We start from the raw sequence: 12887 nt of genomic DNA, 5'->3' as shown, positions 1-12887 counted from the left end.
GCAGGGCGTGCACCGCGTTGGCCGCCGTCACCACCCGCAGGGTGGCGGCCAGGGCAATCAGCGCGGAGAGGTAGAAGGTGAATTCCATCACGGCAGCAGGTCCCGCAGGTCGGCGGGCGGCTCCTCGTGCTCCGCCTCGCCCTTGTCCTTGCCGCCCACGGCCATGCCGGCGACCCGGTAATAGTTGTAGTCCGGGTACTTGCCCGGTCCCTGGATCAGCAGGTCTTCCTTCTCGTACACCATCTCCGCCCGGCGGTACTCGCTCATCTCGAAGTCGGGGATGAGCTGGATGGCGTAGGTGGGGCACGCCTCCTCGCAGAAGCCGCAGTAGATGCAGCGGGAGAAGTTGATGCGGAACCAGGCTGGGTACCAGCGGCCCGTCTCGTCCTCGGTCTTCTCCAGGGCGATGCAGTCCACCGGGCAGGCCACCGCGCACAGGTTGCAGGCCACGCAGCGCTCGCCGCCGTCGGGGTCGCGGCTCAGAATGATGCGCCCGCGGGTACGCGGCGGCAGATAGGGCTTCTCCTCCGGGTACTGCGTGGTGTCCCGGCGCCGGAAGGCGTGCAGGAAGATGAGCCAGAGGTTGCGGATCTCCGTGCGCATGGTGCTCTCCGCTCAGTGCAGGGCCAGGACCCAGCCGCCGGTGATGACCAGGTTCAAAAGCGCCACGGGCAGCATGAGCTTCCAGCCGTAGGCCATGAGCTGGTCGTAGCGCGGCCGCGGCAGCGAGGCGCGGATCAGGATGAACAGCACCACGATCAGCGCCGTCTTCAGCATGAACCAGACAACGGCCGGCAGCAGCGGGCCATGCCAGCCGCCCAGGAACAGGGTGGTGATCATGGCGGCGATGAGGACCACGCCCAGGTACTCGCCGACGAAGAACATGCCGAACTTCATGCCGGCGTATTCGGTGTGGTAGCCGGCCACCAGCTCGTTCTCCGCCTCCGGCAGGTCCATGGGCAGGCGATGGGACTCGGCCAGCCCGGCCACCAGGAACACGATCAGGCCGAGGATCTGCGGAATGGCGAACCACAGCCCCTCCTGGGCCAGGACGATGCCGCGCAGGTCGAAGGTGCCTGCCTGGATGACCACGCCCATCACCGCCAGGCCCATGAACACCTCGTAGCTCACCAGCTGGGCGGCGGAGCGCAGGCCGCCCAGCAGGGCGTACTTGCTGTTGGAGGCCCAGCCGCCGAGCAGCACGCTGTACACGGCCACCGAGCTCATGCCCAGGAAATAGAGCAGGCCGATGTTCAGGTCGATAATCCCCAGGGCGGGGGTTACGGGGACCACGGCGAAGGCCAGGAGCATGGAGACGGCGATGATGGCCGGCGCCAGGATGAACACCGGGCGGTCGGCGAAGGGCGGCACCCAGTCCTCCTTGGTGAGGATCTTGCCCATGTCCGCCACCGCCTGGAGCACGCCGAAGGGGCCCACCCGGTTGGGGCCGTAGCGGTCCTGCCACAGTCCCAGCAGCCGCCGCTCCACCCAGATCAGCAGGGCGGCCACCACCAGCAGCCCGGCGGCCGTGGCCGCCACGGCGAGGGTCACCGCCAGCACCTCGATCATCGCCCCGCCTCCCGCAGCACGCCCCAGGCGGGCAGGCGCGCGGGGGCCATGCCGGGCAGGCCCACCGGCAGGCCCGCCAGGCCGCGGGCGAGCGCCGAATCCGACCGCAGCGGCAGGGAGTAGGACTGCCCGTCCACCTCCAGGACCGTCCAGGCCTCGCCGGACAGGTCCAGGCCGGCCCGCGCGGCGTCTTCCGGGTGCACGGCCAGATAGGGCTCCGGCATGCGCTCGGCCACGGCCTCGCCCTCGGCGCTCAGCTCCTCGCTGCCGAAGACGTGGTGCGCGGGCACCACCAGCCATTGCCCGGGGCGGGGCGCGAAGGCCTCCGGGGCCTCCTGGAAATAGGAGGCTTCCGGATCGCCGCCGTCCAGCAGTCGCACCCCGGCCGGCCCGCCCTGCAGGCGCCCGCCCACTTCTTCCTGGAACTTGTTCAGGGCGGCCACCGAATTCCATCCCGGGGTCCAGGTGAAGGGCAGCAGGGCCCCCGGCTGGTCGCCGTAGTGGCCCTCCATGGAGTCGCTGAAGGCGGAGTCGGGGTCGGCGATGGGCGTGGGCTCGTGGACGCTCCGGTGGGCGCGCATGGCGGTGCGGCCGCTGTAGCGGAAGGGCTGGCGGGCCAGGCGCCGGCCCCTGAAACGGTAGTCGGACAGCGGTGCGGCTTCGGGGATGGCCGCCAGTGCAGGCACCGCCGCCGCGCAGGCCTCGGTCACCGCATCCAGGTTGTCCCAGTCGAATTCGTCGTCCCGCCCCGCCCGGCGCCCGGCCTCGCGCAGCCAGCGCCAGGACTCCTGGATCTCGGCGGCGGGGGTGTGGACCTGGAAGAAGCGCTGGGCGCGGCCCTCGCTGTTCACCAGGGTGCCGTCGCCCTCGGCGAAGGTGGCCGCGGGCAGGAGCGCATCCGCTGCGTTGGCCGTGTTGTGGTGGAGGTGATCCAGGACCACCACCCGCTCCGCGGCGTCCAGGGCCTCGCTGACGGTATTGTGGTCGGCCCGGGTGTACAGGTCGTTCTCCGCCACCACCAGGGTGTCGGCCTCGCCCGCGCGGATGGCGTTCAGCGCCTCTTCCAGGGGGCGGCCGCCGAGCAGGGCGGCGCCCAGGCTGTTGCATTCCGGAACTGTCAGGTGCAGGCGCGCGGGCCGCTCCGCCCGGTGCAGGGCGCGGGCCGCGTTGGCCGCCGCCCGCAGCACCGCCGTGCTGCCCGCCCCGTAGCCGGAAACCACCAGGGGCCACTCGGCGTCGCGCAGCCAGGCCGCCGTCTCGCGGGCGGTTGCGGCCAGCTCCGCATCCAGGTCCGCCACGGCGGGAGCTTCGCCATCCAGTTCGTGGGCCACCGCCCGGCCGAAGCGGGCGATGTCGTCGGGCGCCAGGTGCAGGGCGCGGGTGGCGCAGTCGTCGAGGCGCGTGGCCCCGGGCGTGGCCAGGGTGAGCGGGCTGTACTCGTCCGGGGTGGCCTGGCGCACGGCGGGGTCCTGCCAGCGCGGGATGCCGAGCCGGTCCGCCCGGGCCAGGGCCCGGTGGCGGGTGGCCTGGCGCAGGGCCAAGGCCAGGCGCGGGGCGGTGTCCGGGACGTTGTCGCCCAGCACCAGCACCGCGTCCGCCTCCTCGGCCTCCGCCAGGCTGGCAATGCGGGCGGGGGTATGGCGGAGGATCGCCACCGTCTCGTGCAGCAGTTCCTCCTCGGCGGCGCCGAGGCCCGGGGAGAAGTTTTCCGCCCCTACCATCCGGCGCAGGGCGAAGTTCACCTCCAGCGAGGCGCGCGGCGAGCCGATGCCCATGGTGCGATGGGGCCGGGCGGCGGCCTCGTAGAGCAGCTCCAGGGCCTCCTCCGTATCCGCATGCGACTCGGCGGCGCGCGGGCGGTAGTGACGGACCGGCTCCAGGATGCGGTGGGGGCTGTTGACGAACTGGTAGCCGAAGCGGCCCCGGTCGCACAGGAAGTAGCCGTTGATCGCCTCGTGGTAGCGGTTCTGGATGCGGCGCAGGCGGTCGTAGCGCTCGCCCGGGGAGGTGTTGCAGCCCAGGCCGCAGTGCACGCAGACGGAGGGCGCGGTGCGCAGGTCCCACTTGCGCACATAGCGCTCGGAGAGGGTGCGGTCGGTGAAAACCCCTGTGGGGCAGACCTCCGCCAGGTTGCCGCTGAACTCGCTCTCCAGGGTGCCGTCGGCCTGGCGGCCGAAGTAGACGTGGTCGTGGGCGCCGAAGGCGTCCAGATCGGCGCCGCCGGCGTAGTCGCGGTAGAAGCGCACGCAGCGGTAGCAGGTGATGCAGCGGTTCATCTCGTGGTTGATGAACGGCCCCAGGTCCTGGTTGCGGAAGGTGTGCTTGGCGAAGCGGTAGCGCCGGTAGGTGTGCCCGGTCATCTGGGTCATGTCCTGGAGGTGGCACTCGCCGCCCTCCTCGCAGGTGGGGCAGTCATGCGGGTGGTTGATCATCAGCCACTCGATGACGCTGGCGCGGAAGTCGCGCGCCTCCGGGTCCTCCAGGGCGATGCGCGTGCCGTCGGCGGCCGAGGTCATGCAGGCCATGACGATTCGGCCGGTGTCGTCGTTCTCGTTGGCGAACTGCTTGACGGCGCACTGGCGGCAGGCGCCCACCGAGCCCATGGCCGGGTGCCAGCAGAAGTAGGGCAGGTCCAGCCCCAGGGAGAGGCAGGTGTGGAGCAGGTTGTGCTCCGGGCGCGCCGGGTAGGTCCGGCCATCGACGATGATGCTGGCCATGGCTTACTCCCAGGGGCACCGCTGCTCGCGGATGTGGCGCTCGAAGTCTTCCCGGAAATGCTTGAGGCCGCTCTCCAGGGGCCCCACCGCCCCGGGGGCGTGGGCGCAGAAGGTGCGCCCCGGCCCCAGGTAGCGGCAGTGCAGCGCCAGGTTATCCAGGTCGCCTTCCCGCCCCTCGCCGCGGTCGATGGCGCGCAGGATGCGCTCGGTCCAGGGCAGGCCGTCCCGGCAAGGGGTGCACCAGCCGCAGGATTCCCGGGCGAAAAACCGCTCCAGGTTGGCCAGCATGCCCACGGGACAGGTGCCATCGTCCAGGGCAATGATGGCCCCCGTGCCCAGCCGGCTGCCCGCCTCGCCCACGTGGCCGAAGTCCAGGGGCAGGTCGAGGTGCGCGTCGGTGAGAAAGGGCGTAGAGGCCCCGCCCGGCAGCATCCCGCGCAGCCGGAGGCCCGCGCGCATGCCGCCGGCGTGTTCCTCGATCAGCTCACGGGCGGTGGTGCCCATGGGCAGCTCCCAGGCGCCGGGCCGGTTCACCTTGCCGCTGGCGCCGTAGAGCTTGGTGCCGGCGTCCCCGGTGCGGGACAGGCCCTGGAACCACTCCGCGCCGTGGTTGACGATGTGCGGCACGTTGCACAGCGTCTCGACGTTATTGACCACCGTGGGCCGGCCCCACAGGCCGCTCTGCTGCGGAAAGGGCGGCTTGGCGCGCGGCAGGGGGCGCCGCCCCTCCAGGGCGGAGAGCAGGGCGGTCTCCTCGCCGCAGATGTAGCGCCCGGCGCTGGTGTGGAGCTGCAGGTCCAGGTGGTAGCCGGAGCCCAGGATGTCGGTCCCCAGGTAGCCCGCCGCGTAGGCCTCGCCGATGGCCCGCTCCAGGGCGCGGGCGGCGGGGCGGTACTCCTCGCGCAGGAAGATGAAGGCGTAGCGGGCCTGGATGGCGTAGCCGCTCACCGCCATGGCCTCCACCATCTGGTGGGGGTCGCCCTCCAGGAGGATGCGGTCCTTGAAGGTGCCCGGCTCCATCTCGTCGGCGTTGGCGACGATGCAGGTGGGCCGCTCGTCGTCCAGGGGGATGAAGCCCCACTTCATGCCCGTGGAAAAGCCGGCGCCGCCCCGGCCGCGCAGTCCGGAGTCCTTCACCAGCTGGGTCACCTCTCCGGGCGCCATGTCCGCCACCACCTTGCGCAGGGCGCCGTAGCCGCCCGCGGCCTCGTAACCGGCCCGGTCCAGCGGGCCGCGCTCCGGGTCGATGTTGGCGGTGAGCGGGGTTTCCATTACCGACCCCCCGAATAGTGGCCGCAGGTCCCACCGGGGCCTCCCGTGGGAGCGGTCCGTGACCGCGACCGGCGGGTGGCCCCGCGCGGCAAGTCGCGGTCATGGACCGCTCCCACAAGGGCTTCCACGGTTGCGGCGGGGACGCCGTTCCTACACCCCGTCGTGCCCGGTATCCGCCGAGGGGCACCTGTAGGAGCGGCCAGTGGTCGCGACGGATGTGCCTCGTTTGCCCGATCGCGGCTGATAGCCGCTCCTCCAAGGGCGGGCGGGGCGCCGGTCATGGGTATTGCTCCAGCAAGGTGTCCAGCCCTTCCGTGGTGACATCGCCCACCGGCTCGCCGTCGATGAGCACCGCCGGGGCCCGCTCGCACTGACCCAGGCAGCAGACGGGCAGCAGGGTGAAGCGGCCGTCGGCGGTGGTCTGGCCGGGGGCGATGCCGAGGCGCTCCTGCAGGGCCGCGTAGAGGGATTCCTGCCCCAGCACCCAGCAGCTCACGCTGTCGCAGACCAGGATCACGTGGCGGCCCACCGGCTTGCGGAAGATGAGGTTGTAGAAGGTGGCCACGCCGTCCAGCTCCGCCACCGGCATGCCGAGCACCCCGGCGGCCTCCGCCAGGGCCTCGTCGCTCACCCAGCCCTGGTGCTCCTGCACCGCCTTCAGGGCCTCCACGCCCGCCGCCCGGGGATCCGCCCAGCGGTCGCGCTCGGCGAGGATGGCTAGGCGCTCCGCTACGCTCAGCATGGGGCGGCCCCGCTGCGTGAGAGCCCCCCGTAGGAGCCCACTTCAGTGGGCGATTCCCCCGGTTGCCGGGAACGGGCCAGCCTGCCCTCCCGGATTCGGTTTGCCCGAATGATCTCCCAGGAGTTAGCACAAGGTGCGCGGTGCGCCGGTCGCCCACTGAAGTGGGCTCCTACGGGGGGCTGTTTCCGGCTTCTCTGTCTCATCGGTCCACGTCCGCCATGACGAAGTCGATGGAGCCCAGGATGGCGATCAGGTCCGCCACCAAGTGGTGCCGGCTCATCTCCGGCAGCACCTGCAGGTGCGGGAAGGAGCCGGTGCGGATGCGGGTGCGGTAGCTGGCCGTGCCGCCGTCGCTGGTGAGGTAGTAGCTGTAGGCGCCCTTGGTGCCCTCGATAGGGATCTCCACCTCGCCCGCGGGCATCACCGGACCCCAGCTCACCCCCAGGAAATGGGAGATGAGGCTCTCGATGTCGTGCAGGGCGCGGTCCTTGGGCGGGGGGGTAGTGAGCGGATGGTGGGCCTTGTGGGGGCCGGGAGGCATGTTGTCGAGGCACTGGCGGATGATGCGCAGGCTCTGGCGCATCTCCTCCACCCGCACCATGCAGCGGTCGAAACTGTCGCCGCCCTCCGCTGTGGGGATATCGAATTCGAACTGGTCGTAACCGGAGTAGGGCCGCTCCTTGCGGAAGTCCCACTCTACGCCGCTGGCGCGCAGGTTGGGGCCGGTTACCCCCCAGTCGACGGCTTCCTCGCCGGACAGGTTGCCGATGCCCACCGTGCGCCGGCGGACGGTGCGGTTGCCGAGCACCAGCTTGTCGTACTCGTCGAGGCGGGCGGGCATGTAATCCAGGAAGTCCCGGACCAGCCCGTCCCAGCCCCGGGGCAGGTCGCCGGCCAGGCCGCCGATGCGGAACCAGGCCGGGTGCATGCGGAAGCCGCACACCGCCTCGATGATGTCGTAGATCTTCTGGCGGTCGGAGAACATGTAGAAGATCGGCGACATCTCGCCGATGTCTTGGGCGTAGGTGCCGTAGAACAGCAAGTGGCTGGAGATGCGGAACAGCTCGCAGAGCATGACTCGCACCACCTTGACCCGATCGGGCACCTCGATGCCGGCCAGCTGCTCCAGGGCCATGACGTAGGGCAGGTTGTTCATCACCCCGCCCAGGTAGTCCACCCGGTCCGTGTAGGGGATGTAGGTGTGCCAGCTCTGGCGTTCCCCCATCTTCTCGGCGGCGCGGTGGTGGAAGCCGATATCCGGTACCGACTCCACGATCTCTTCGCCGTCGAGCTGCAGCACCACCCGGAACACGCCGTGGGCGCTGGGGTGGTTGGGGCCGAGGTTGAGGAACATGAAGTCGGTGTGGTCGTGATGCCGCTGCATGCCCCAGTCCTCGGGGCGGAAGCGCATGGCCTCCTGCTCGTAGTCCTCGCCCTCGTCGTCCAGCTGGTAGTGGCCGATCTCCGTGGCGCGGGCCGGGTGGTCCTTGCGCAGGGGGTGGCCCTGCCAGGTGGGCGGCAGGAGGATCCGGCTCAGGTGGGGGTGGCCGTCGAAGCGGATGCCGAACAGGTCCCACACCTCCCGCTCGTACCAGTTGGCCGCGGGCCAGATTCCGGTGGCGGTGGGTACGGTGAGATCCGGCTCGGCCAGGGCCACCTTGAGGCGGACGTCGGCGTTGCGGTCCAGAGACAGGAGGTGGTAGACCACCGTGAAGTCGGCGGCCGGCAGCCCCTCGCGGTGGTGGCGCTCGCGCTCGTCCACCGCCGTCAGGTCGTAAAGCATGGCGAAGGGCCCGGCCACCTCCCGCTTCAGGAAGCGCAGCGCGGGGAGCAGCAGGTCGCGGCCCAGCCACAGGGTGGGGATGCCGTCGGCGGTGGGCTGGGCGGTGAAGGCCTCCGCGCCGTAGGCCCTGTCCAGCTCCTCGCGGACCGTCGCCAGGGCACCCATGGCTAGCGGGTCCTTCCAGAAAGGCGTGGTCCAACTGGTGATCCGTCCCCGTGGGTAGGAGGACATGTGGGAGCGGCTACCAGCCGCGACCGGCCACAAAGGGCTTTCCTGTCGCGGTCACTGACCGCTCCCACAAGGGCGCCCAAGCCCAGGTGCTTGTCCGGGTATTTCTTGTGTAAGGCCTGGGAACGGGACATCTAGACCTGGTCCGGCTTGCGGTAGGTGGTGGCCTGCATGCGCTCGGCCTGCTTGCGGGCGCGCTGGCTGAGCCGGTGCGCCGGATCCGGCGGGATCTCGCCCACGGTGCGCTCCAGGGGCCGGCTCTCGCTGCCGATGGCCTGCTGGAGCAGCACCAGGCCCTCGAGCACCGCCTCGGGCCGGGGCGGGCAGCCCGGTACGTAGACGTCCACGGGGAGGAACTTGTCCACGCCCTGGACCACGCTGTAGATGTCGTACATGCCCCCGGAGTTGGCGCAGGAGCCCATGGAGATGACCCAGCGCGGCTCCATCATCTCGCCGTACAGCCGGCGGATCACCGGCGCCATCTTCCTGAACACGGTGCCGGAGATGATGATCAGATCCGCCTGCCGGGGGCTGGCGCGGAAGACCTCCGAGCCGAAGCGGGAGATGTCGTGGGGGCTGGTGAAGGCGGTGGCCATCTCCACGTAGCAGCAGGACAGGCCGAAGTTGAAGGGCCACAGGGAGTTCTTGCGGCACCAGGCCACCAGCTCGTCCAGCCGCGACAGGAGCATGTTGCGCTCCATGGCCTCCTCCACCGAGCCGTAGCCCGGCGTTTCGCTGGTGCCCTGCGCAGAATCCTCGGCCTTGGTCATCCACCAGCGCATCATTGGCTCCTGTCCGGGCGCTCCGCCCGGGTGGTCCGGCCCCGGCCCTGCGGGGCCCAGTCCAGGGCCCCGATGGCCCATTCGTAGGCCAGCGCCACCGCCAGCACCACCACGAAGAACACCAGCGCCACGTAGCCCGTCCAGCCCGCCTCGCGGGCCGCCACCGCCCAGGCGAAGATGAACACGGTTTCCATGTCGAAGATGACGAAGAACATGGCCACCACGTAGAACTGCACGGAGGTCCGGAAGCGGGCGAACCCCACGGGCACGATCCCGGACTCGAAGGGGGCTGTGCGGCCCCGTCCGGTGCGCTTGGGGCCCAGGAAATGGCCAAGGGCTATGGCGGCGGCCACCAGGACGATGGCCGAAAGGGCGTACAGGACAAAGGGCCAATAGGCGGGGTCGGCTGCTTGGTCGGTGGACAAGGGCGCCGGTCCTGTTTCGTTGGGGGGAATCTTTTCCTTTCACCTAAAGGGGGCGGCGTGTCGGGGTAAAGGCGGGAAGGCCCTAACGGCCCGGCTGGAGGCGGGGGAAGGGTCACAAGGTGGTCGGGCAGGGGGGACGCTGTCGGCCAAGCCGCCGGTTCCGCACACCTACTGGTCGAAGATGTAGCGGCGGCCCTCCTCCGTCCGGCGTTCCAGGGCCTCGGGATCCTCCCGGAACATCCGCGCCAGCTCCTGCTCGCCATGCTCCTCCAGGGTCTCCAAGAAGATCCCGTCCACCTTCTGCTGCCATTGCCGGCGGAGCTCCTCCCAGTTGCCGGGACCCTCGCCGGGCAGCCAGGGCTCCCCGCGCTCGAGGCCGTGCTCCTCCTCGATGGCCCGCATCCTCCGGCTCAGGTCGCGGAGCTCGCCGTCGGCCTCCATGGCCTCGTGGACCTTTTCCTCCGCCAGCGTCTCCAGGGTCCAGACCTTCAGGTAGAGCAGGGCCTCCTCGGGGAGGGCTTGGGCCGTCTCCCCCTGGCTGATATCGGGCAGCCAGTGGTTCTCCAGGCGGTCTACCAGGTCCTCGTCCGGGTCCTGGCGGAGGAGGTCCTGGAACAGCTCCGGCCATTGCTCCGCGCCCTGCGCCAGATCCTCGTGGCGCTTCGCCAGGCCCGTGTCCTTGTCGTGTCGACCGCGGAGCATGCGGGCTTCGCGCCTCCGTGCCATGAGTCGCCCTCCTTGGGCTCAGCGGCTTGTGGAAGGTTGTTCTCCCCAGTAAATGCCTAAGTAACGCCGCTGCCAACCGTGGCGATCTGCTTCCTCGACCAGGGCGCCGGTGCGGTCCCTGCGCGAGGCTTCCGGGATGTTCCTCCTTGCCTCCGCGGGCGCGCCAGGGGGCAATCTGGAAGGGGGACCCCGAACCAACGGGGAGGAATGCGCAATGAGCCTCCAGCTGGAAAGCTTCGACATCCCCGCCATCGGCGGGGTGGTGAAGATCGACGACAAGCGCCTTGCCTGGGTGGACGTGGAGCTCCACTTCGAGAACCCGGAGCTGGATACCCACCCCAATGTCCATTTCCGCGTGAACGTGCCCTACGGCAACGACTGGACGGTGGACCGGATCCACGAAGCCGCCCTCGAGAAGGTGCGCGAGCTGACGGCCATGACGGAGAGGCAGCTGGAAGAGAAGAGCCTGGAGGAGCTGCGCCAGTATTCCCTGGAGTTCTAGGCCGGGACCGGAGGAACCCTGCCCCAGGTTCCTTCGGGGGTGGTCCCCGGGCGCATCTGAGGCCCCGGGCAGCCCGGGGCCGCTCTCGCCCCGGGGATGGGTCTCCCGGATGTCCGATGCTAGAATCCTGGCGACAAGCCCCGGTAGCTCAGCAGGATAGAGCAACGGCCTCCTAAGCCGTAGGTCACAGGTTCGAATCCTGTCCGGGGCGCCAGATAATTCAAGGGGTTACGGCATACCCTAAAATCCGGCCCCGCCCAAGAGTCACACTTTAGTCACACCGGCCTCCGCAAAATCAGGAGGCCGAAATGGCTACCCCCATCCTCACCACACGCATTCCCGAGGGCCGCGCTGTCCCCGGCCTGGAGTACGGAGCCCACGTCTCCCGCCAGGGGTGGACCGGCTACCACGTCCGGCCCGAGGGCTCGGGCCTGCCCTTTGGCATCGCCCGCCAGACTCCCGCCGCCGATGAACTCCCCGAAAATGACGAGGCGATTGTCGGAGAAATCGGCACGGAGCTTCGGCACTTCGTCCGCTGGTGTGAGCGGTACGGGTACGATCCCGAGACCGAGGAGGCGGTGGCGGACTACCAGGAGGCGCGGGAGAATCTGGCGACCCTGGAGGGCTCGGCGGCCCGGGAGGAGGAGCCCATCCGCCTCACCGTCACCCTGAGCGGGCCGAATGGCGAGGTAATGCCGGGCGACCACGAGGCCGCCCCCGAGTCCCGGCTCAATGATGAGGCCCTCCGGGCGGCGCGGGAGGCGGTGGTGGTGGCCCATGAACAGCTCGACCAGGACACGCGAGCCGAAGGCCCCGAGCACTGGGAAGGCTGGATCGTGGAAGTCCACCACGGGGATCGGCTGCTATACCAGGAGAGCGTGGACCAGCTTCTCGGGGAGCTACTACCGCAGGCAGGCCGACCCAACGGGGATAATCCGGGGATCAGCCAAAGGGAGGGTCGGGCCGGCCTGATGGCTTCTCCTTATTCCTCCGCGAAGGTGCTTAAGGCCTAGAGGGGGATTGGCTTTAATCGGAAAAGTTGTACAATTTGTCCAAAATGGATCTTTTCTGGAGACCAAAATGCGCACGGTGAGTGCTACCGAGGCCAAACAAGGGCTGGCCAGCGTTCTCGAGACCGCGACCCAGGAGCCGGTGGTTATCCAGCGCCAGAAGCGTGACGTTGCGGTGGTGCTGTCGGTTCAGGAATATGAGCGCCTGACCCGGCTCAATGTGGCCGAGTTTCAGCAATTTTGCGATCGGGTCGGGGCGGCGGCGAAAGAAGCCGGCCTGACGGAGGACAAGCTGGACGAATTGCTCAAGGATGATTGAGCAATCCCTCTGGGTTCTGGATACGAACACCCTGGTTAGCCGGTTATTGGTACCCGACGGAGTGGCGGCTCAGGCCGTAGACCATGCCCTGGAGCGGGGAGTGCTTCTGGTTTCCGAGGAGACACTGGGGGAATTGGTTGAGGTCCTGGGCCGCCCCAAGTTTGGTCCCTATGTAACGGCCGATGATCGGCGCCGCTTCCTGGAACTCCTGGGTGGTGTGGCACGCGTCGTACCGATCACTCGAAAAACCAATGCCTGCCGGGATCCCAAGGACGACAAGTTCTTGGACGTCGCGGTTTGTGGCGAGGCTGCGGCCATCATTACCGGTGACCAGGACCTATTAGAACTAGACCCCTACCATGACATCCGAATCGTTCGGCCCGCGACCTTTCTAACTTGGCCCTAGGCTAAGGGCGTCACGGAATCCCGGAAAGCCGCCTGATCCTCCTAAGCTTGTGCGAGGAAACGAGATCCATTAAAAGGAAAGCCCCGGCCGGTCGGCCGGGGCTTTTCAAGTTCAAAAAATGTGGCAGTTTTGTTCCAGCACCCGGGGAACCTCCTGGTTGCTGTAGAAACAAAATGAGAACAAAGGCAGGGCTGGACCGTTCGCAACTTGTTGAAATTTAAGGTTTTTGTCCGGATCTGCCCCCCCTTCCTAAGCCGTAGGTCACAGGTTCGCATCCTGTCCGGGGCGCCAGTAAAACCAAGCCTCTAGAAGCCGGCTGTTCCCTCCTGCCCCGCCGGCTTTGTCAGTTTAGTGCCAGTGCCACCACCTCGGCCGGGACCGCCCTCGGGGAGGACGCGGGGCACCA

The 12887-nt window shown here is 69.0% G+C and carries 13 protein-coding genes and 1 tRNA gene; 5 read left to right on the top strand and 9 right to left on the bottom strand.

Annotation, left to right across the window (positions count from 1 at the left end; genetic code table 11):
- Positions 1-87: 87 nt before the first annotated feature.
- The 9 genes from nuoI to ACLFRB_RS10665 form a co-directional block, all read right to left on the bottom strand.
- Entirely contained in the window at positions 88-603 is a 516-nt protein-coding gene (nuoI, locus tag ACLFRB_RS10705) for an NADH-quinone oxidoreductase subunit NuoI (protein WP_411069002.1), read from the bottom strand.
- Positions 604-615: 12 nt separating this feature from the next.
- Entirely contained in the window at positions 616-1569 is a 954-nt protein-coding gene (nuoH, locus tag ACLFRB_RS10700; RefSeq protein WP_411069001.1) for an NADH-quinone oxidoreductase subunit NuoH, read from the bottom strand.
- Positions 1566-4286 (bottom strand): NADH-quinone oxidoreductase subunit NuoG, encoded by a 2721-nt coding sequence (nuoG, locus tag ACLFRB_RS10695; protein ID WP_411069000.1) that lies wholly within the window; start codon positions 4284-4286, stop codon positions 1566-1568. Before nuoG ends, nuoH begins: the two co-directional genes overlap by 4 nt.
- A 3-nt stretch (positions 4287-4289) precedes the next feature.
- Positions 4290-5558: an NADH-quinone oxidoreductase subunit NuoF gene (gene nuoF, locus ACLFRB_RS10690; protein ID WP_411068999.1), complete on the bottom strand. Its 1269-nt coding sequence runs from the start codon at positions 5556-5558 to the stop codon at positions 4290-4292.
- A 277-nt stretch (positions 5559-5835) separates the two neighbouring features.
- The gene (gene nuoE, locus ACLFRB_RS10685; RefSeq protein ID WP_411068998.1) at positions 5836-6300 is read right to left on the bottom strand and encodes an NADH-quinone oxidoreductase subunit NuoE; all 465 of its coding nucleotides are present in this window, start codon (positions 6298-6300) and stop codon (positions 5836-5838) included.
- A gap of 199 nt (positions 6301-6499) precedes the next feature.
- Entirely contained in the window at positions 6500-8248 is a 1749-nt protein-coding gene (nuoC, locus tag ACLFRB_RS10680) for an NADH-quinone oxidoreductase subunit C/D (protein WP_411068997.1), read from the bottom strand.
- A gap of 197 nt (positions 8249-8445) precedes the next feature.
- Positions 8446-9093: an NADH-quinone oxidoreductase subunit B gene (locus ACLFRB_RS10675; protein WP_411068996.1), complete on the bottom strand. Its 648-nt coding sequence runs from the start codon at positions 9091-9093 to the stop codon at positions 8446-8448.
- A complete protein-coding gene (gene ndhC, locus ACLFRB_RS10670; protein WP_411068995.1) occupies positions 9093-9518 on the bottom strand; it encodes an NADH-quinone oxidoreductase subunit A in 426 nt (141 codons plus the stop codon). Before ndhC ends, ACLFRB_RS10675 begins: the two co-directional genes overlap by 1 nt.
- Positions 9519-9686: 168 nt before the next feature.
- Positions 9687-10244, bottom strand: coding sequence for a hypothetical protein (locus tag ACLFRB_RS10665; protein ID WP_411068994.1), 558 nt, complete (start codon positions 10242-10244; stop codon positions 9687-9689).
- A 214-nt stretch (positions 10245-10458) separates the two neighbouring features.
- On the opposite strand from ACLFRB_RS10665, the gene ACLFRB_RS10660 reads away from it, so the two are divergent.
- From ACLFRB_RS10660 to ACLFRB_RS10640, 5 genes are all read left to right on the top strand, one after another.
- Positions 10459-10746 (top strand): hypothetical protein, encoded by a 288-nt coding sequence (locus ACLFRB_RS10660; RefSeq protein WP_411068993.1) that lies wholly within the window; start codon positions 10459-10461, stop codon positions 10744-10746.
- A gap of 137 nt (positions 10747-10883) precedes the next feature.
- Positions 10884-10960, top strand: a tRNA-Arg gene (locus ACLFRB_RS10655).
- A gap of 94 nt (positions 10961-11054) precedes the next feature.
- On the top strand, positions 11055-11759 hold the full coding sequence (locus ACLFRB_RS10650; protein WP_411068992.1) for a hypothetical protein: 705 nt from the start codon (positions 11055-11057) through the stop codon (positions 11757-11759).
- A 67-nt stretch (positions 11760-11826) separates the two neighbouring features.
- On the top strand, positions 11827-12075 hold the full coding sequence (locus tag ACLFRB_RS10645) for a type II toxin-antitoxin system Phd/YefM family antitoxin (protein ID WP_411068991.1): 249 nt from the start codon (positions 11827-11829) through the stop codon (positions 12073-12075).
- Entirely contained in the window at positions 12068-12481 is a 414-nt protein-coding gene (locus tag ACLFRB_RS10640; RefSeq protein ID WP_411068990.1) for a putative toxin-antitoxin system toxin component, PIN family, read from the top strand. Before ACLFRB_RS10645 ends, ACLFRB_RS10640 begins: the two co-directional genes overlap by 8 nt.
- Positions 12482-12887 lie beyond the last annotated feature (406 nt).

The organism is Thiohalorhabdus sp. (genome assembly GCF_046545655.1).
In the GTDB taxonomy this organism is placed as follows: domain Bacteria; phylum Pseudomonadota; class Gammaproteobacteria; order Thiohalorhabdales; family Thiohalorhabdaceae; genus Thiohalorhabdus.
This window is presented reverse-complemented; position numbering and strand designations above follow the sequence as displayed.